The organism is Thiofilum sp. (assembly GCF_016711335.1).
In the GTDB taxonomy this organism is placed as follows: domain Bacteria; phylum Pseudomonadota; class Gammaproteobacteria; order Thiotrichales; family Thiotrichaceae; genus Thiofilum.
Genome location: NZ_JADJTF010000004.1, coordinates 108,521 through 128,063 on the forward strand (window position 1 = coordinate 108,521; position 19,543 = coordinate 128,063).

Genomic DNA, 19,543 nt, shown 5'->3' on the forward strand with positions numbered 1-19,543 from the left:
GAACCCTCGCAATTAGTATTGGCACTGACGAAGGAATTCATAAGCTGCCTATGCGGCAGTGAACCGGGCAAGGCGCACGCTCTCAACCCTTACTCTTTCATAAGCTGCCTATGCGGCAGTGAACACTTTAACCCCAGACCAAGCCAAGACTGCACATTCATAAGCTGCCTATGCGGCAGTGAACCGCGCAAAACGGCCTCAAAAGATGGTGGGTTTTTCATAAGCTGCCTATGCGGCAGTGAACAAGTACCAACTACCTCCACCGGATGCTATTTGTTCATAAGCTGCCTATGCGGCAGTGAACCTCCTCCCAATGCTCGCGGGCTTTGTCGCTGATTCATAAGCTGCCTATGCGGCAGTGAACAACCACTTGAGGCTTTTTTATTATTACCCACATTCATAAGCTGCCTATGCGGCAGTGAACTCATAAAGCACTAAGGGGGTAGATCGAACAAATTCATAAGCTGCCTATGCGGCAGTGAACGTAAATGACTTGAGCCTCTGTTAACGACTCAATTCATAAGCTGCCTATGCGGCAGTGAACCGGAATAAGGGCTTGCTGGACATTGTTTAACATTCATAAGCTGCCTATGCGGCAGTGAACTATCAGCAACCGATCTATATTTTTTTGTATTTTTCATAAGCTGCCTATGCGGCAGTGAACGTTATGCAAGTCCGTCTGCTCCATGTACGAATTTCATAAGCTGCCTATGCGGCAGTGAACATGGCGGATTTTCACGGGATAGTACGGCACTATTCATAAGCTGCCTATGCGGCAGTGAACGTGTTGGCTGAGCCAGTTGAGTGTTAAAGGCTTTCATAAGCTGCCTATGCGGCAGTGAACCGTCATTAGGGAAATTACTAATAACTACATAATTCATAAGCTGCCTATGCGGCAGTGAACTAACGCCTGCACGATACCCCGATGCTTTAATATTCATAAGCTGCCTATGCGGCAGTGAACTGGAAACGTAAATACACGGGTTTAAACAATTCATTCATAAGCTGCCTATGCGGCAGTGAACGTTTAGTACGATAACTAATGCCCTCCGTACTATTCATAAGCTGCCTATGCGGCAGTGAACGAGCATCTTAACTCAATAAGTGCTCGTTTTTCCAAACAAAAAGGGTAAAAAACGGGTTTTAACCCTTTTTTCTACAGGCTCTCTAAGTCATTGATTGTTAAAGAGCCATTTTGACTTGGCAAAATTAGGGTCTAAAACCCCTTCAAACATCCGGCACGCCCACCGTCGCACTCAGCCCATACGTACTAAAACGCCACTCAGTAGGCGGCTTAGCCTCCACCTTAGCCACAAACAACCGAAACGCCTGTTCACTACTTTGACTATGCAAACGCACAAACGGCAAATCCGTCATCATAGCCTCCTTACCCTGCGCCCTAAAAAACGCCAAAGCCTCCTCAACAGGCTGCTGCAAATGCGCCGCTCGCCGCCGTGCCAAACGCTCCACCGAAGAATCCACCTGCACCCGCTTAAAACAAGCAAAACTCAAATTAGGACGCTCTAAACTGACCACACTACGCTGATGCACATAATCCTCAAAACGGCGCAACTGTTGACGCAATTGCAAACGCTCTAAATGCGCCGCGTCCAAACTATATAAGCGCATCTTAGTACCTAAACTACCCTTAGTTTCGCCTTTACTTTCAGGATCATAACGATAAGCGGGAAAACTCAAACCGACCGGATTATGTCCTAGCTCCTTTTGCACATTCACCAAGCACAGATGCAACACATCCATCACTTTGCTCATAATAAAGCTCGTCGATACCGACTCATCCGGCAAGATACTTAGCTCAATAAAGTGATACATAAGTACTCCTTACTTAGAAGACTTACCAAACACACCCCCACGAACCAACATCGCCATCACATAATGCTGAGCCTGTTCATCAATGTCTCCACCCACTGCAAACTGATCAAACAGGGTATAAAAATCCTGCTTACCTTTAGGATTACGATAGGCAGTACCTTGATTAGTCACCGAACCATACACCTCCACTGCAATCGGCTTGGCATCACTCGTGCCGTCATACCAAGTGTCAATAGTACGCAACGCATTCCCCACCTTTTGCGAATGCAGGGCTGCTACACCATCGGTGGCGTATAAAATCTTGCTCTTATCGCCCTTTTCCGTGACTAGCTCTTCACTCGGATAAACCTCTTGCCCCTCACCTAACTGGCTATAAGCCTCAATATCCAGTAAAGCAAACTCATTTTTCAAACTCTCAGCAATCACATTAGCTAAGGCTTGCACCGCCTCATGTTCAAAATTATGTAGCCCGATTGCTTTAGCATCAAAAGTCCACACAGTGGGGATATCAGTGCCATTATTAAGATGCTTTACAATGACTTGAATCTGTTCAGCGCCCACACGGTTACGCCATAAGAATCGTGCATTGGCAATATTAGTCGCATAACGCTGCGCTAATGCTTTAAAGCCCGTCTTTTCCATATAGGTACTTACCGCTTTGGCGTAGCTGGCTTGAAACGCTTGACCATTACAGGCTGAAGGTTGCTCAATGCCACTCAGTACTTTTAGGGTAAAGCGTACTTTTAAGGTGTCTTTATCATTGGGCAGGGCGCAATAATCTACGGTTTGAATATTGGCATTTTCAATCGAGGCATCGAGCTTGGCAGGATCAGCGTCTTTGGCGGCTAAACGATTGGAAATCGTGCCACGTACTGATTTTTCTTGGAGTTTTAGCGCTTGAGCCACACCAGTACGCTCCTTCCAACTCACCGCAAACATCTGAGCGTCGGAGGGTACTAATTTCTTTTCAAAGGCTAATACGGATGGAATAGTAATAACGTCGGCTTTATCTTTAGCAGCCATGAAACATCTCCTTAGTTAAACGTCAGCAGCAGAATATTGGTTGTGTTGAGTGCACCAATACAGATCCTTTTGTGGAGGCGCATAACGCCAAATCAGCTCACTCAAACTATTGAATCGACTTGGTAACGGCATCATAAATGCGCCTAATGTCACCACACTTTCAGCAAAACGATGTGGGGTGGTGGCATCACGCTGTTGTTCAGCAAAAGCCGCAGGGGTTAGGGCATGAAACCCCGTCGCAATCGGCACAATCCAGCCTTGATCAGCGTAAGTACGACTAGCTGACCATTCGGCTTTAGTCTCCTTACCCTCCACCACAGGCTCAAGGGGCGTACTGGTATAATTAATCTTCAACGCATCATGCAAAGCATCTAAAGCATCTTGCCCCGCTTGCATCGCCGTTATCATCAGATCACGCCGCTCAATGAGCGCATAGCTGGGTAATAAAAATCGCCAGCTTTTAGTTTCATCCGCCAGCAGTTGCACACGCTGAATCGACAAAATATCACCGCCTGCCAATTTGCATTGGCTCATCATTAACTGCGGTAATTTTGCTAAAAAGCGCTCTGTTTGTAGTGGTAAATTATCCACTTCCAGTACTAAAGAAACCGTTAAATGACAACGCCCCTCCTCTATAAAGGAAGGTCTATCTCCATCCTTATCCAATGGATTTGCTGTGAGTTTAAGCACTCGCTCATAACCCGCCTGATAATCCTGCATAGTAAATTGATGGCTCAATATCCCTACACCCGAACAAATAAACTCATCAGGATTATTATCACGATTTAATATACGTTGTAATTTATGTGCCAAACCTAAAAAAGCAGTAACCGCAGGAAAACCATAAGTAAAAGGGCTGGATAAAGCATTAGCATTTTGCACTTTTAGGCGTTTAATTAACAAGTATTGACTCATAAAATAAACTCCTCATGTTGCGCCACAAAGTCTAATAGCTCCTGAGTGAAGGCACGATACTCTTCATCACCTAAATGTATATCCTTAGCAGTACTTTCTTTAGGTAAGCGATTATAAGTAAAGATAAACCAATCACTTAATTGCTGGGCTATTTCAGTTTGCCAATTCGGGGATAAGTCACGTTGTTCTTGATAGGCACTATCTAGCCATAAGCGTTGGGTTAGAGGTAAATCAAAGCCCTCAGCCTTTGACCAGCCTGCTGGCTGCTCCTGAATACGCATCGCAAACCCAAGCACCCATTCAAATACCTGAGTCATCAGTTTTTTACGACTTTGCCGAATCGCTTTATTGGTGTAGTCCTCAATTTTGAATAAGCGATACAAAGCTTTTAATAATTCTTGTAAATTTTCATTACGACTTGGTAGGCTTTTAAAGAAATCATTTTTAGGTAAGCGCGTATAATGAGTCCCTATTTCAGGAGGAAAACAGGGCAATAGCCAAGCCTGACCGCCATTATTACTATTGAGCTTACTAATATTTTGTGGCTTAGTACCCCCAAATTTTTGAATGAGCAATTTGGGCATATCCGCATAGCCTGCGGCATGGTAGTGCTTTTTCTTTCTAGCCTCACGCGCAGGCTTAAAATCCTCAGCATAAGCTTTGAATTTGCGCAAACGCTCTTTGTTTTCAGTAATAAGCGCAGAGGGGTATAACACGGATAATAAGGTATAGCCCTCAGGTGTAGGGAAATATACTTGTTTAATATTAGCATCAGTTTTAATGCTTTGATCGGTACTTTTGACAGCTAAGAAACCACTACGCCAATTACTAAAAGTCTCATCATCTACTTTTAGTAGCTGTTTAAGTACCGGAGTACTTTGCTCAAAATGCTCTAAAACGGTTTGCCCGTCTTCCAAAACTAACGATAAAAAGGCATAAACATCTAATGCGGCGGCATTACCCACGACATCCGCTAGCTCGGTAGAAACATTACCTGACCGCACTAAACCATCTGCTTTGAACTCAGATTTAATGAATATGGGCGTAGTACGCGCATCGGGATGACTGAATTTAGCGGGGTGTGACACTAAACTCAGTTGCTTAGCACGCTGGGCAGCATTCGCCACCCACACGGGAATCGAGTACTCGCTCTCAATCTCAAGTACATCTTTTTTACCTTCTTTGAGGGGCTTTTGCTTACGCCCCTCTAGAAAGTTAGTAATGGGATTAATCATAACAGCTACCTATATAAAATAAGCTGCCTATCCGGCAGTGAAAAAATAGTATCTGTAAGATTTTCTAAGCTACCTATACGGCAGTTTTCAGCGCTTTTTCCTTAAAAGTACTAACATGGCTAAGCAAGCTAAAAACATAGCTAATACCGCCATAATCTCAGCAAAAGACCAATTGAGTTGCTCCAAATCAAATAGGAACTTGGAAACAGCATCTAAATTTTCAACCATAAGTTAATTACTCTAAATCAAAAACATGACCTAGAGCATAAAGCAGATGTCACCAAGTAGTCAATAACCATCTTATAGATCCTATTAAATTTTTAAAAATCCTAATTCAGGTACAAAGCTAAACTTGGTCTCGCCTTGCCTATCTTCCAAACGCACCTCACCCAAATACTCACACACCCCCGCAATGCTATAGCCCAATACCGCTCGATATTGCTCAATCAAGTTTTCATAATCTAATGACAGCCAACGCCTTGTTTTTAAATGAGGTTCTAACTCAACCACCTTTAAATGATGAGGTACTTGCCCACTATGTTCTAAATCCCTAGCTGGAAAACGTAACTTTAACTCTCCTTCCTCAGTGATATGCAATTTGTAAACGGTATCAGGTTGTGACTCTCTAAAAGGAGTCAAGTACTGTGCAAGACCCAATAAATAAAAACTGCTCTTTAACCATGCCTGCGCAGCTTGAGGTCGATAATCGGCTTTTAGCAAACTATCATTGAGTACTTGATGCTCTAAATCTGCTAAGCGCTCCCTAGGTCGTAAAGCATTTTCAGCTTGAATTCGTAGACTAGCATCGACTTTATTAGTCAGTACTTCACTCGCCACTAATACCTTTAAGCTATGAGTATTTAAGCAATATCCTTTTGACTTATCCCTACTTTCATAACCTGGGTGAAAAAAAGCGGGATCTTGGTCACTTTTAGCCAACAAACTGGTCAAATTATACTCTAATAAAACCAAATTCGGTGCTAACTCATCTAACACAGGGCGATGACGTCGCACCCTTCCCGCCATTTGAATAATCGAGCGCATTGAGGAGGGTTCAATTACAGCCCAATCATAATCATGATCACGCCCCACCTCAGCCACAGGAGAGGCAACCACTATAAAAATTACCTGTTTTTTAGTACTCGCCTGAAGGTGGCGCTGAATTAAAGGGTGATGTGCGGGTTGTTTAGCGTCTTTACGATTCAGTACTTGGTCTAAATGCTTTTCTAATTCCGAGCGTAATAACAATACTTGGCGACTGTGATAACTCATGACTCGTACATCATAATCGTCTGGTAACTCACACCCCAATAAGTACTCCGCTAGTCGAATACAGGGATCAATATGAGCAACTCGAATCACGCCGACACTGTAATCTTTATCACTTTTTTCATCGTGTAATTGATGAGCTTGATGTAATTGCAATGCAGATTGCCGTATTTGAGCAAACCAATACTGCTCAATATCTGCTTTTGCTAGAGAAGTTTGTCTAGCTAGGTCGTGAATTAGCGCCTTACGCTGAGGCTTTTCTCTGGCTAATGATATTAAGCGTTTACTAATGAAAGCTTGATGGGCTGCGTTAAAATCGGCTGTATTATCAAAAAGATCAATTTGAGTACTAAATTCATCCAACCAAAAGCTGGTCACGCTGGCACTACGTTTACGACTTAATGCAAAAATCTGCCATCCTGCTTGGTAAGCCTGAAATAAACCTTCAGCCATCGCAGGCGGAATAGTAGCGGAGGAAATCATTACCTTACGCCCCAGCATGCCCACTAAATGCACCAAGCGTACTAAAGCAGGTAAATCTTCCTGATTAAAATCATCCACCTCATCAATCACTAAATCAGCCGACATCAGGCGCAAAGTAGGCAAAATATGCTTACCCCCTGCCAGACTTTCCGTTGCAGGCATTAAATGATCAATCGTGCAAACTACCACAGGTGCATACAGCAGTTGCTTAGCTTTTTTAGCTTTGCTGCCCTGAAATAAAGTACTGAAATGCTCCTCTACTGTATCGGCAAGGGTAATATCAATATCAAAACTATCATCCAACTCTTGAGCCGAAGCAGAACCGTTAGACTCCTCTAAATCTGCACCCAATATGTGATCAAGCTCTTGTGTAAGGGTTTTATTTTGGTTGTTTTGATCATGTAGAAAGCGCACCGCAGATGAACCTACCAATACCGCCATTTGCGTATTATCTAAATTTAATTTAGCGCGGTACTCATCGCCTGTTTGTAAGGTCAAAGTACGCAAACCTAGTGCAAGGTTATAACGCAAGTGTTGTTTTGCGGTTAGTGCTCCCATGACCTTGGTATTAGCAAAGGTTTTACCGTATCCGGTACTTGCCATATTTATAGCAAAGAACCCTTGCACCTCTGACTTATGCTTTTGACGCCAATCACTAAGCGTTTCAACAGCTTTATTTTGCCAAGCAAATTTGCCTTTTGCGGGTTTGCGTAAAGCCTTTAACTGCTCGATGGTGGGTAAATCTTTTTCAAACTTAGGTAGTAAATGAACAGCCTTCAAAGCAGCCGCATTGACTCCGACTAGGTGTTCATCCAGCTTTTGCTTGCCGGTTCCGTCTGCTTTAGTGTTTGCGATTAGACTTAAAGAGGTTTGCCATTGAGCATCCGCTGGTTGCGAGGAGTAATGATGATCACCCACCATGAGGCTTAAACGGGCTAGCGTTAAAATTAAACGTTCTGCTTTTTCAGCTTCTGCCATGTTTTCAAGAAGTACTTTAGCCTTTCGCGCCCAACGTGCGACCTCATTACACCAACTGTCAGAGAGTAAAGGTAGTCCCTCACTAAATGTCCAATCTTTAGGTTTAGTGAGTTCTCGCTGCTCCTTGATATAGCCATGGGAGCGGTGAATGGCTGATAATACGGCTTGCCGCGCTAGAGGTTTTTTTGCGCCCTCAAGACTAGACTCACTACGCTCTAGGGGCAATTTATGATGAGTTACTATCAACCAACCGATCCACGAGGCTAAGGTTGAAAATCCTGCCTCAAATGGATAATCCTCACTCTGTTTACAAGGTTTAGCTTTATTTCTTAATTGCTTATCGAATGTTTGGCGCTTTTTAGGGGTAGCTTCTTTTAATTGCTCCAACTCCCCCAACCATTGCTCATCAGTCTTACCCTGCACTAATGCTTTGAATAACAGCAACGAAATCCACTCATGTCGAATCGGGTCTTTTTTCTTAACATCCGTAAGCATGGTTTGAAAGTGATCCCATGACTTACCAAAATCATGAAATAGCGCGGCTAATGCCACTAAGACCTTAATGAGTTGTAAATACTGCCAATCATTCTCCCAATCCTCCCTTATAATGTCGCGTTGGGTGCGATTAACTGGCACATTACCCTGTGCATCAAATTCGCCTTTATTGCCAACCACCCACACCAACTCAGTGCGCTTAGTACCATGAATACGATGACAGGCTACGGCAGTAGTCTTACGTGCGGTTTTAGCTAAACGACTTTTCACCGCCTTTAAGCCCTCTTGGGTAATCATGGTTTGCCAAGTACGCTCACCAATACGATTCGCGTAGGCATCCAAAATTTGACGAGTGATCTTGAGCGAGTTCTTTTGACACTGCGAAATAAAAGTCACCATCATAAATTTGCCCCCTTCAGTGCCGCGTCTTTCACCACATCAAACATAAAATCTAAGGCTTCATGTTGCGTGAAAGCCTGTAAACAGCGCTGGCGAAACTCCTGCTCAGTGTCGCCCTCCTGTGCGGCAATAAACGCATTGGGTAATACAATCGCATCTTTAATCAAATCCGCCACATCAAACACCAAAGCACCACGCCGTGTTTTGCCATGCATCACGGCAAAGCCATGCGGAATCCCTAATACCCACAAACAGGTAGCCGCTAAACCATAGGCGAGATAATTACCATGATTGAGGAATTGATTAGCTATATCGGTTTCTTTGGGGTCATGGTCACGAGTGAAATCATCGTGCTGAGTACGCTGAGCTGCAAAGGCATACAAAGCAGTCGTTAAACGTGCTTCTAGCAATAACAACTGGGTCACATTCGGAGTTTGTGCCAATTCACGCTGATACGTTTTCAATGCCTTATCCAAACTCACCTCATCAAGCGCAAAATCATAGTTTTTTAAATCCTGATCTTTGCCCCAAATCTTGCGCAGATAAGCTAGACGTTGCTCTTGAAAGTACTTGGCGATGGTCAAACGCTTGGACTCCTCAAACCAAAATTGCATCCAATGTTGTAAATACTCAGTCGGTCGATACTCACTTTGCGGCATGAGCCATTCAATATCCGTAGGTTTTTTAGTCTCAGTACCTGCTAATAAAGGCGTGCCTCCACCACCTGAAAAACCAAACATCACCCCAGCAGCACACAATAGCCGTACTGCCCCTTGGGTGATTGAAGTACCATTACCTAATAAAATCACAGTGGTATTGGCTATAGGAATATTCCAATAATAGTTTTCCTCTTTAGCAGGCTTTAAAAAAACGACGCGCCCATCCTTTGCCATCACACGGCAATGTTCCAGATAAAATAAATTGGCACGTTTGGAATGCAATATGGCTTTTAAGTCATCAGTCGGCTGGGGCTTCACGATCAATCCTTATGTTTAGGTCACAAAGTACTTTTATTAGCAGTGAAATACGTTATTCTGGTCAAGTGCTAATAATCGAAAGCTCACACTGATATGATTGAAGTAAAAGCGGTATCCAAACATTTTGGGGGCTTGACTGCGGTCAATAATGCGTCCCTCACCATTGAACGTGGCTCAATTACCGGACTGATAGGCCCTAATGGGGCAGGTAAGTCCACTTTATTTAACCTCATTGCTGGACTATTCCCTCCTAGCTCCGGTCAAATTTTTCTTAATGGCGAAGATGTGACGGGTCTCAAAGCCCATCAGCTCTTTCATAAAGGTTTATTACGCACCTTTCAAATCGCGCACGAATTTTCCACCATGACTGTGCTGGAAAACCTCATGATGGTTCCTGCGGGACAATTAGGGGAAAACATTTGGAAGGCGTGGTTTCAGCGCGGCAAAATCCGTGCTCAAGAAGAGGAAGTACGCGCTAAAGCCGAAGAAGTGATTCAGTTTTTAAAAATCTCCCACGTTAAAAACGAAAAGGCAGGCAACCTTTCCGGTGGGCAGAAAAAGCTGATTGAACTAGGTCGCACTATGATGGTGGATGCCAAAGTCGTGTTACTGGATGAAGTCGGTGCAGGTGTCAATCGTACTCTTTTGGGTGAAATAGGCGATGCTATCGTGCGTCTCAATCAAGAGCGGGGTTATACCTTTTGCATGATCGAGCACGACATGGATTTTATTTCCAAACTGTGTAATCCGGTGGTGGTACTCGCTGAAGGCTCGGTACTCACGCAAGGAACCGCCGAAGAAGTCAAAAACAATGAAAAAGTCATTGAGGCTTATCTCGGTCGTGGTCTGAAAAATAAAAACCTAGTCAATCAAGGAGCCGCCGCATGACCTACTTAATGGGCGAAGGCATGATGGGTGGCTATGGCAGCGGCCCGAATATTTTAAATGGTTGTACGATTGGCGTAGATAAGGGTGAAATTGCGGTCATCGTAGGCCCTAATGGGGCAGGCAAATCGACTGCGATGAAAGCCATGCTCGGTATGCTGAATCTGCGCGGTGGTTCGGTTAAATTAAATGGCAAAGATATTACCCAGCTCACTCCTCAAGCGCGTATTTCTGAAGGAATTGCTTTCGTACCCCAAACCGAAAACGTATTCACCAGCATGACGGTAGAAGAAAATCTGGAAATGGGTGCATTTTTACGCACCGATGATTTCCGCGACACTATTGATCAAATTTACCAGCTATTCCCCATTCTCAAAGAAAAACGCTACCAATATGCAGGCGAACTCTCCGGTGGTCAGCGCCAACAAGTAGCGGTCGGTCGTGCCATGATGACCAAGCCTACTGTACTGATGCTGGATGAGCCAACTGCTGGAGTATCCCCCATTGTGATGGATGAGTTGTTTGATCGCATTTTAGAGGTCAAAGCGACGGGAATGGCGGTACTCATGGTCGAGCAAAATGCACGACAAGCCTTAGAAATTGCAGATCGAGGCTATGTACTCGTTATGGGTGAAAATCGCCATACCGATACTGGACAAGCGCTATTGGCCGATCCCGAAGTGCGCAAATCATTTTTAGGAGGTTAAACATGACCGATGTTTTGAATGCACTGGTACTGTTTGCCAACTTTATTTTTGTACCAGCCCTTACTTATGGCTCCCAACTCGCCCTTGGTGCATTGGGTGTGACCATGATTTATAGCGTACTGCGCTTTTCTAATTTTGCCCAAGGCGAAACGATGGCGTTTGGTACGGTAATTACCATCTTAGGGACTTGGGGCCTACAAGCTTTAGGGATTAATTTAGGTAGTTTACCCACTGCACTTTTAGCTTTGCCTTTAGGTATTGTCGTCACGGCGGCGGTGCTGCTATTCACCGACAAATATATCTATAAATACTACCGTGCTAAACGTAGCGCCTCGATTACCTTTGTTATGGCATCGCTGGGTGTGATGTTCATTATGAATGGCTTGGTGCGTTTAATCTTAGGCCCGGGTGATCAGAATTTTACGGATGGTGAGCGCTTTTTCTTAAGTGCTGCGGCTTTTAGAGAATGGTCGGGCTTAGATGAAGTACTGGTGATTCGTACCACCCAAGCTATCACTATTATTATGGCGGTGATTTTAGTAGGGCTACTGTTTTGGTTTTTACAAAAAACTAAAACCGGTAAAGCGATGCGAGCCTATGCCGATAATGAAAATCTAGCGCTCTTATCCGGCATTAATCCCGACCGTATTGTGATGATTACGTGGATTATTACCGCCGCCTTTGCTACTACGGCGGGGGTACTTTATGGCTTAGATAAAGGCTATAAACCACTGGCTTATTTCAATCTACTCCTACCTATTTTCGCAGCGGTGATAGTAGGTGGCATTGGGCGTCCAATTGGTGCGATTGCAGGCGGCTTTATTATTGCGTTTTCTGAAGTGATCGTGACCTACGCTTATAAAAAGCTGCTGACCTATTTACTACCTGCCGACCTAGCACCTGATAGTTTGGTACAACTACTTTCCACAGAATACAAATTTGCGGTGTCCTTTGTGATTTTGGTTATTGTACTGCTGATTAAACCTACGGGCTTATTTAAGGGGAAAGTGATATGAGCCAACGTCCACCGGTTATTTCTCAAGGCAATTATCGTTTACGAGTACTCGTAGTATTTGCTCTGATGTTAGGTTTACTCGCTATAGTAGGCTTTGCACAATCGTGGTCTTTAGCCCTGACTATTTTGAATCTGTGTATTATTTCTGCGGTGATGGCATTAGGGGTGAATATTCAGTGGGGCTATGCGGGCTTATTTAATGTCGGGATTATGGGCTTTGCGGCTTTAGGCGGTTTAGCGGTCTTATTGATTGCTATGCCCCCTGTGAAAGACGCTTGGGCAGCGGGTGGCATTCGAGTTATTTTTGCGCTGATTGCCTTTGCTATTACTATAGCCCTAGCACTCAATGTCCATAAGCACCTCAAAGGTAAGCGTTTTCAGCGCCTCAGTTTAGCTGCGGTATTGATTATCGGGATTGTCATTAGCCGTTTTATTTTAGATCCCGGGGTGAGTGCCATTGAAGCGGTCAATCCCGCTAGTACCGGTTATTTAGGTGGTTTAGGGCTACCTGTAGTCTTAGCTTGGTTAGTCGGTGGGGCATTCGCAGCAGGTGTGGCATGGCTGATTGGTAAGGTTGCTTTAGGCTTACGTGCTGATTATCTCGCTATTGCGACCTTGGGTATTTCAGAAATTATTGTGGCATTCCTACGCAATGAGGACTGGCTCACGCGTGGGGTTAAAAATGTGACGGGTTTACCCCGCCCTGTTCCCTATGAATTAGAATTACAACAAACACCTTGGTTTATTGAGTTAGTAGAAAAGTGGAACGCAAGTACTTTAACCTTATTGGGTGAAGCAGAACGCGTAGCCGCTTTAAAAGCCTTGTTGATTGAAGGCTCTAGTATCTTTGTTAAATTGAGTTATGCCTGCTTATTTTTAGTGGTGTTACTCATTATTTATCAATTAGCCGAACTCGCTCTGAACTCACCTTGGGGACGTATGGTTCGAGCGATTCGTGATAATGAAGTAGCTGCTGATGCGATGGGTAAAGATGTCACTGGACGCCATTTACAAATTTTCATTTTAGGTTCGGCAGTGGTGGGCATTGCAGGGGCTATGTTGGTAACCCTTGATGGTCAATTTACGCCGGGGTCGTATAACCCCTTACGCTATACCTTTTTAATTTGGGTGATGGTGATAGTAGGCGGCTCTGGTAATAATCTAGGCGCTATTATCGGCGGCTTTTTAGTATGGTTTATTTGGGTCGAGGCTGAACCCATCGGTTTTTGGCTAATCAATAGCTTAACCTCAGGGATGGGAGAGGATAGTGGACTACGCAAGCACCTATTGGATAGTGCGCAATATATGCGGGTCATTATTATGGGCAGTGTATTATTACTGGTAATGCGTTTTAGCCCATGGGGCATTTTGCCTGAGCAAACGAAACAATTTAAATGAGACGAGGAGAACATTGCATGAAAAAACTGTTGTTAACGAGCGTTATTCTAGCCGGCTTATCCAGCGCAGTAGGGGCAGCGGACGAGGTAAAGGTAGGGGTACTGATGGGGTTTACTGGTCCCATTGAATCCTTAACCCCTATGATGGCTGGTTCTGCTGAGCTTGCTTTTAAAGAAGTGTCTGATTCAGGCGCGTTCTTAGAGGGTAAAAAAATTGCTACTGTTCGCGCCGATTCCTCCTGTGTGGATGCTGCTGCTGCCACTGCCGCTGCTGAGCGTTTAGCTTCGGCTGAGAAAGTCGTAGCGATTGTAGGGGCTAGCTGCTCTGGTGAAACGACGGCGGTAGTCAATAATGTGAGCGCACCTAATGGTATTGCTACTATCTCTCCCTCTGCGACCTCCCCTGCTTTAACTACTATTGAAGACAAAGGTTTCTTCTTCCGCACTGCCCCCTCTGATGCACGTCAAGGCGAAGTACTCGCTCAAATCGTGAAAGATCGTGGCATTGACGAGGTAGCTATTACCTATACCAATAATGACTATGGTAAAGGGCTAAGCGAATCGTTCTCTAAAGCCTATGAAAAATTAGGTGGCAAAATCACCATCAATAGTGCTCACGAAGACGGCAAAGCGGATTACTCAGCCGAAGTTGCTGCATTAGCCGCTTCTGGTGCTAAGGAATTAGTGGTATTTGGTTATCTCGACCAAGGCGGTAAAGGTATCGTACAAAACGCTTTAGATACCGGAGCTTACAAGCGCTTTATCCTAGCCGATGGTATGGTAGGCGAGAAATTTGCCGCTGATATGGGCAAAAATATTGAAGGTTCTTTCGGCACTATGGCTGGTGGCGAGTATGAGGGTAGCGAAGCATGGAACAAAATAGCAGCTACTGCCAGCATCGATCCTCAAGGTGGTCCTTATCGCGCTGAATCTTATGATGCGGCAGCTATTTTAGCGCTCGCTATGCAAGCCGCTAAATCCACAGATCGTGCTGCGATTCAAACTAAGATTAAAGACGTGGCTAATGCACCCGGTGAGAAGATTCTGCCCGGCGAATTAGCGAAAGGTTTAAAAATCTTAGCTGAGGGTGGCGATGTGGATTATGTAGGCGCTACTAATGTTGAGTTTGATGATGCGGGTGATGTTCCCGGCTCTTACCGCGAAATGGAAATCAAAGGCGGTAAATTTGAATCGGTAAAGATTCACTAATCTTACCTCAAGTAAAAGAGCGATAATCTCGCTCTTTTACGAATAGCCTATTTTTTTAGCATACCTTTATTAATATATCTTGGCTTCTGTGAGGGATTGCTCTTTACCCTCTTCTTTCTCACTAGCTTTAGCCACTAATTGTTTGAGCTGTTGCTCAACTTCCTTCACCTGTGGAATACGCGTTAGAATAATCTTTTTAGTTTTCATTTTACTGAGTACTTCCTCCGGTCTGAGGTTAACGATTAAATGACCTGAACCGTCTGTGCGTTCTTCCCTGTATATTTCACTAGCTTGGAGTTCGACGAAATAGTAGCTACGAATCGTATTAGCCCGCCAACTAGGTTCAATCAGAATTAAACGCTTATTAGTTAAGGCATACACCGTTTTACGCAGTTTTAGATAGACTCTCAGCGGACTGCTTAACATGGCTAAGCCTATTAAAATAAACGGCACACCAAACAAAGGAAATAAATTAAACAATCCTACCTCATCCGCTTCTGATACCCCCAGATACGCCATACCTACCCAAAATACAGCAAAAGCAGTCCAAGGAATACCAAACAAAAAGCTTCCTAAACTCTCACTTGTGATAAAACTAGGTCTAGGTTGGTCACTCCATTGAATACGTTCTCCTCGTTCTAGTTCACGTTTAATCAGGTCTTGCAAATGAGCAGCTATGGATGAGTTGACCATCGTTTAGTCCTTATAGTTATTGGTTAGACTGAGCATACTTAAATTTTTACCCTAGTACGACTATGAGATTGTGCTAGCCCTGCTCATTTTACTTCCTACAGTATATAAAAGGTACTAAATAAGTTTTTAATCGATATTAAAAATATACTAATTCAATATAGTTTCAGTGTCTGAAAATAAGATTTCAGTAGTATCTTGAAAACAACAAACAACAAACAACAAACAACAAACAACAAACAACAAACAACAAACAACAAACAACAAACAACAAACAACAAACAAACACGACCCAATCAGCGTTAAAAGTGTAGAACTTTCCGCTGAGCTTGCTGTTGTTTGTCTTGTTTGTCTTGTTTATCTTGTTTAGAGGCTTGTAAGGTACTGTTTTTTAAAATGAATTTTTCATTAAAGTGTAGAACTTTCCGCGTAAAGTGTAGAACTTTCCGCTAAAGGTGTAGAACTTTCCGCGTAAAGTGTAGAACTTTCCGCAAAAAAGCAGCATTAAAGTGTAGAACTTTCCGCGTCGCTCAATTAGCAGGGTTTTAGGGCATAAAAGTGTAGCTTCTTTCGCATGAAAAATGAGCAATTAGCTTAGGATAGCCTCAAAAGGTGTAGAACTTTCCGCATAACGCTTGTGCTGCCAAAAAATGTATCGAACCCTGCTCTTCTCTCAAAAGTGTAGATTTTTCCGCAAGCGATATAGATTAAGTTAGGAGGTATGGTTATCCCTAAAAGTGTAGAACTTTCCGCAATACAAAAAGCTATAAGTTGGATATGGGATTAATAAAAAAGTGTAGAACTTTCCGCATTGTGAGTATTTAAGTTTTTTAGGTTGGTTTTTGGGAGCATTTGTGAAATGATCTAGCCTTTGAGTGTAGTATTCATTAATTAACTACACTATCTCAAGTATTAACTCAGCTTTTAATAGTTAGGATCAGTATGAATCAGCTTAAAAATAAAGGTAATTTAGTCAGTTATTCCAATAACTTAGCTGAAGCACGCTACTCGCTCCTTCCTATTGAGCAAAAGCTGATTTTTGCCATGATTTCACTCATTTCTCCTGATGATGAGGAGTTTAAGACTTACAAAATCGATGTACGTCAATTGGCTGACTATATGGCGATTGATCGCAAAAGTGCTTTGCGTGAGTTGGATAAAGCGACTGATCGTTTGATGGCGCGGGTGTTACGTATCCCCATTGATGATGGCAAGCGCTTATTGAAGCTGCATTGGGTATCGCATTGTACTTTGGGTGACAAGGTGGTGGAGTTTTCCTTTCATGAAAAACTCAAACCCTATTTGCTGCGCCTTAAAGGGCATTTTGCTAGTTTCAAATATCAGATCATTGTGAGTTTTCGCGGGAGTTATACTATTCGCATTTATCACTTGCTCAAGACTTGGGAGTACAAGGGTTTTTGTGAGTATGCCTTGAGTGAGTTTCGGGAAATTCTCGATATTGATGCAGAAAAATATCCCGAATTCAAAGAGTTTAATCGCAATGTGCTAGCCCCTGCTAAACGTGAATTTGAAAAGCAGGATAAAGCTACAGGCTTGTATCTGTCGGATATTAGCTTCGATTTACAAACTATTCGTACCGGACGCAGTATTACTCACCTACGCTTCATAATTAAAAAACAAGCTTATCAAGAAGCGTTTAGCTTATTGCCACAGTCCGATCCCAATGAAGTGGAGGTTTTAGCAGCGGTTACTGAGGTCGAATCACCTGCACTAGCTGCTTTGCGCTTACATGGTATTAGCGACGAACTGGCGGAGAGCTTTATTGCTGAGCAAGGTGACGAGGCCGTGTTGCGCTGTGTGAATTTGTTTGAGGAGCAGGTATTGGCTGGCAAAGTAAAAGCTCAAGGGGCGGGCTTGCTGCTTACTTTACTCAAAAGTGGTGCAGGCTTTAAAACGCCTTTTGAACTGCAATTAGAACAAAAAAAGCACACCCAAGAGCAACAAAAGCAGCGCCAGCAACAAGCACTCGATCAAGCTGAAAAGCTAGCCAAGCGTAAAGCGCAGTGGGATAAAGATTATAGGGCTAAGGTTAAGCAGGAAATCATTGCTCAACTCAGTACCGAGCAGCAAGCCGAGTTATTGGCAAGTATTAAACGTGACAACCCCATTGTGGCGAGCTTTATTGAGGATTTAAATAGCCATTATTGCAGTGCTAGCCTTTTAGCACTAGCGCCTCATTTCGAGGCTGGACGTGCTGCTTATTTTGCCGAAAGAATGCAAGCAGAAGGTTTCATTGAGCTTGAAACTGCCTCTGAACCTTTAGTGTTATCTTGATAAAGTGTAGAACTTTCCGCAGCTTGTACAGGATAGGTCTGAGCCTTGCCATTCAACCTTGTAGCTGTATTAAGCTAAAACCCTCTAAAATTCATTTAAAGCGATTTTTATGCTGAACCCTAGCTTACCCATTACCCCACCGCGTTGCGCTTGGTTAAACCTCAATAAAAGCGATTATGTGCAATATCATGATGAGGAGTGGGGCGTTCCCTCTTTTGACGAGCATTATTTGTTTGAATGTTTATGTCTAGAAGCCAGCCAAGCAGGTTTGAGTTGGTACACCGTATTGGTGAAGCGTGAGGCTTATCGACAAGCTTTTGATGGCTTTGATCCCGCCAAAGTTGCGCTTTATGATGTGGCTAAGATTGATGAGCTAATGGCTAATCAGGGCTTAATCCGTCATCGCGGTAAATTTGAGGCATTGATTAATAACGCTAAGCATTTTTTAGCTATCCAGACGGAGTGCGGCAGTTTTGCGCAATACCTTTGGGCATTGGTGGGAGGTAAACCGCAGCAGCGTGAGATTCGCTCGCCTGCTGATTATCGTGCGACTAGCCCAGAGTCCGATGCTTTAGCTAAAGATTTAAAGCGCCGTGGTTTTAAGTTTTTAGGCTCGACGACCTGCTACGCCTATATGCAAGCGGTGGGGTTGGTGAATGATCATCAGTGGGATTGTCATTGTCGTGAGCGAGTCAAGGCATTAGGCGAAAAGGTGTAGAACTTTCCGCATAGCAACTATTAAAACAGTACTTTAACGGTAAATATCAAGTACTGTAGGAGTATTGTTTAAATGGTTTTTCAGTTAGATGTACAGCGTTATCAATTGGAGTATGTAGCTCAGACTGAGGGACAATTTCCGCACTATGCGGGGTCGATGTGGCGCGGTGCATGGGGACATGCCTTAAAGCGCACGGTATGTATTACACGTTTACCACAATGTGAGCATTGCTTGCTGCGGGGGCAATGCGTTTATAGCCAACTCTTTGAAACACCCGCAGGGCGTGAACCTTTGCTAGGTAAGATTAATCATGCTCCGCACCCTTATAGTATTCATCCCTTAGCGACTTCAGGTGCTTCATTTAGTCAGGGTGCATTACTGACTATCGGATTGACCTTAATCGGGCACGCTCATCAACAACTTTCCTATTTGCTCTATGCCTTTGAACAATTGGGTCGGCACGGTTTGGGTAAGGCACAGGCTCGCTTACAGCTTCACGCGGTCTATCAAGAATCAGCTTTAGGTGAACAAGATTGGCAGTTAATCTATCAACCTGATATGTCACTTAAGGCTTTACCACCTAGTGAGCTGTTAATTCCTAGCGCACCTAGTAGGGTGCAACTCACTTGGCTCACGCCCTATCGTGCGCAGTATCAAGAGCGTTTGTTAAAGCCAGCCCATTTTACCCCTGATGTTTTGGTTATGGGTTTAGTACGGCGTATCTCATTATTGGCCGCTTATTGGGGGCAAGCGTGGTCTGGAATGGATGAGCTAATACCTGCGCTACAGCAAGCCGCTAGTACCCTAAGGCTGGAGCAAAGCACATTGTATTGGCAAGCGTGGTCGCGTTTTTCTAATCGTCAGCAGCGCTTAGTGCAGATGGATGGCATGATGGGAAGTGTGGTGCTCTCAGGCGAGGGCTTAACGACGGTTTGGCCTTGGTTATGGTTTGGGCAGTGGGTGCAGGTGGGTAAGGGTACGGTGATGGGATTGGGAGCTTATCGGTTAGAGGCGGTGTGA

16 protein-coding genes and 1 CRISPR repeat array (1 of these 17 only partly in view) are annotated in these 19,543 nt (G+C 43.9%); of the genes, 8 read left to right on the plus strand and 8 right to left on the minus strand.

Annotation, left to right across the window (positions count from 1 at the left end):
* Positions 1-1,085: a CRISPR direct-repeat array (repeat unit 28 nt; unit sequence TTCATAAGCTGCCTATGCGGCAGTGAAC); it begins 2,777 nt to the left of the window's first position.
* 142 nt (positions 1,086-1,227) lie between these two features.
* From cas6f to cas1f, 7 genes are all read right to left on the minus strand, one after another.
* The gene (gene cas6f, locus IPL34_RS19675; RefSeq protein ID WP_296843231.1) at positions 1,228-1,833 is read right to left on the minus strand and encodes a type I-F CRISPR-associated endoribonuclease Cas6/Csy4; all 606 of its coding nucleotides are present in this window, start codon (positions 1,831-1,833) and stop codon (positions 1,228-1,230) included.
* 9 nt (positions 1,834-1,842) lie between these two features.
* Entirely contained in the window at positions 1,843-2,856 is a 1,014-nt protein-coding gene (csy3, locus tag IPL34_RS19680) for a type I-F CRISPR-associated protein Csy3 (protein ID WP_296843232.1), read from the minus strand.
* A 15-nt stretch (positions 2,857-2,871) separates the two neighbouring features.
* On the minus strand, positions 2,872-3,771 hold the full coding sequence (csy2, locus tag IPL34_RS19685; protein ID WP_296843233.1) for a type I-F CRISPR-associated protein Csy2: 900 nt from the start codon (positions 3,769-3,771) through the stop codon (positions 2,872-2,874).
* A complete protein-coding gene (csy1, locus tag IPL34_RS19690) occupies positions 3,768-5,006 on the minus strand; it encodes a type I-F CRISPR-associated protein Csy1 (protein WP_296843234.1) in 1,239 nt (412 codons plus the stop codon). Before csy1 ends, csy2 begins: the two co-directional genes overlap by 4 nt.
* Before the next feature lie 87 nt (positions 5,007-5,093).
* Entirely contained in the window at positions 5,094-5,234 is a 141-nt protein-coding gene (locus IPL34_RS19695) for a hypothetical protein (RefSeq protein ID WP_296843235.1), read from the minus strand.
* Positions 5,235-5,318: 84 nt separating this feature from the next.
* Complete coding sequence (gene cas3f / locus IPL34_RS19700; protein WP_296843236.1) at positions 5,319-8,633, minus strand: type I-F CRISPR-associated helicase Cas3f; 3,315 nt, start codon at positions 8,631-8,633, stop codon at positions 5,319-5,321.
* Positions 8,630-9,607: a type I-F CRISPR-associated endonuclease Cas1f gene (gene cas1f, locus IPL34_RS19705; RefSeq protein ID WP_296843237.1), complete on the minus strand. Its 978-nt coding sequence runs from the start codon at positions 9,605-9,607 to the stop codon at positions 8,630-8,632. Before cas1f ends, cas3f begins: the two co-directional genes overlap by 4 nt.
* Positions 9,608-9,700: 93 nt before the next feature.
* On the opposite strand from cas1f, the gene IPL34_RS19710 reads away from it, so the two are divergent.
* From IPL34_RS19710 to IPL34_RS19730, 5 genes are read left to right on the plus strand one after another with little or no spacing between them, the layout of a single operon-like run.
* Positions 9,701-10,495 carry an ABC transporter ATP-binding protein gene (locus IPL34_RS19710; RefSeq protein WP_296843238.1) on the plus strand — a complete coding sequence of 265 codons (795 nt, stop codon included), beginning with the start codon at positions 9,701-9,703 and terminating at the stop codon, positions 10,493-10,495.
* The gene (locus IPL34_RS19715) at positions 10,492-11,199 is read left to right on the plus strand and encodes an ABC transporter ATP-binding protein (RefSeq protein WP_296843239.1); all 708 of its coding nucleotides are present in this window, start codon (positions 10,492-10,494) and stop codon (positions 11,197-11,199) included. Before IPL34_RS19710 ends, IPL34_RS19715 begins: the two co-directional genes overlap by 4 nt.
* Positions 11,200-11,201: 2 nt before the next feature.
* Positions 11,202-12,215: a branched-chain amino acid ABC transporter permease gene (locus tag IPL34_RS19720; protein ID WP_296843240.1), complete on the plus strand. Its 1,014-nt coding sequence runs from the start codon at positions 11,202-11,204 to the stop codon at positions 12,213-12,215.
* Complete coding sequence (locus IPL34_RS19725; RefSeq protein ID WP_296843241.1) at positions 12,212-13,612, plus strand: branched-chain amino acid ABC transporter permease; 1,401 nt, start codon at positions 12,212-12,214, stop codon at positions 13,610-13,612. Before IPL34_RS19720 ends, IPL34_RS19725 begins: the two co-directional genes overlap by 4 nt.
* A 17-nt stretch (positions 13,613-13,629) precedes the next feature.
* Positions 13,630-14,820 (plus strand): ABC transporter substrate-binding protein, encoded by a 1,191-nt coding sequence (locus IPL34_RS19730; RefSeq protein WP_296843242.1) that lies wholly within the window; start codon positions 13,630-13,632, stop codon positions 14,818-14,820.
* 69 nt (positions 14,821-14,889) lie between these two features.
* Here IPL34_RS19730 and IPL34_RS19735 read toward each other — a convergent pair whose 3' ends face one another.
* Positions 14,890-15,513, minus strand: coding sequence for a hypothetical protein (locus IPL34_RS19735; protein WP_296843243.1), 624 nt, complete (start codon positions 15,511-15,513; stop codon positions 14,890-14,892).
* Between the two features lie 939 nt (positions 15,514-16,452).
* Between IPL34_RS19735 and IPL34_RS19740 the strand changes: the two genes are divergently transcribed.
* From IPL34_RS19740 to cas6, 3 genes are all read left to right on the plus strand, one after another.
* Positions 16,453-17,805 carry a replication initiation protein gene (locus IPL34_RS19740; protein WP_296843244.1) on the plus strand — a complete coding sequence of 451 codons (1,353 nt, stop codon included), beginning with the start codon at positions 16,453-16,455 and terminating at the stop codon, positions 17,803-17,805.
* A 109-nt stretch (positions 17,806-17,914) separates the two neighbouring features.
* Positions 17,915-18,523 (plus strand): DNA-3-methyladenine glycosylase I, encoded by a 609-nt coding sequence (locus IPL34_RS19745; RefSeq protein WP_296843245.1) that lies wholly within the window; start codon positions 17,915-17,917, stop codon positions 18,521-18,523.
* Between the two features lie 72 nt (positions 18,524-18,595).
* Entirely contained in the window at positions 18,596-19,543 is a 948-nt protein-coding gene (gene cas6, locus IPL34_RS19750) for a CRISPR system precrRNA processing endoribonuclease RAMP protein Cas6 (protein WP_296843246.1), read from the plus strand.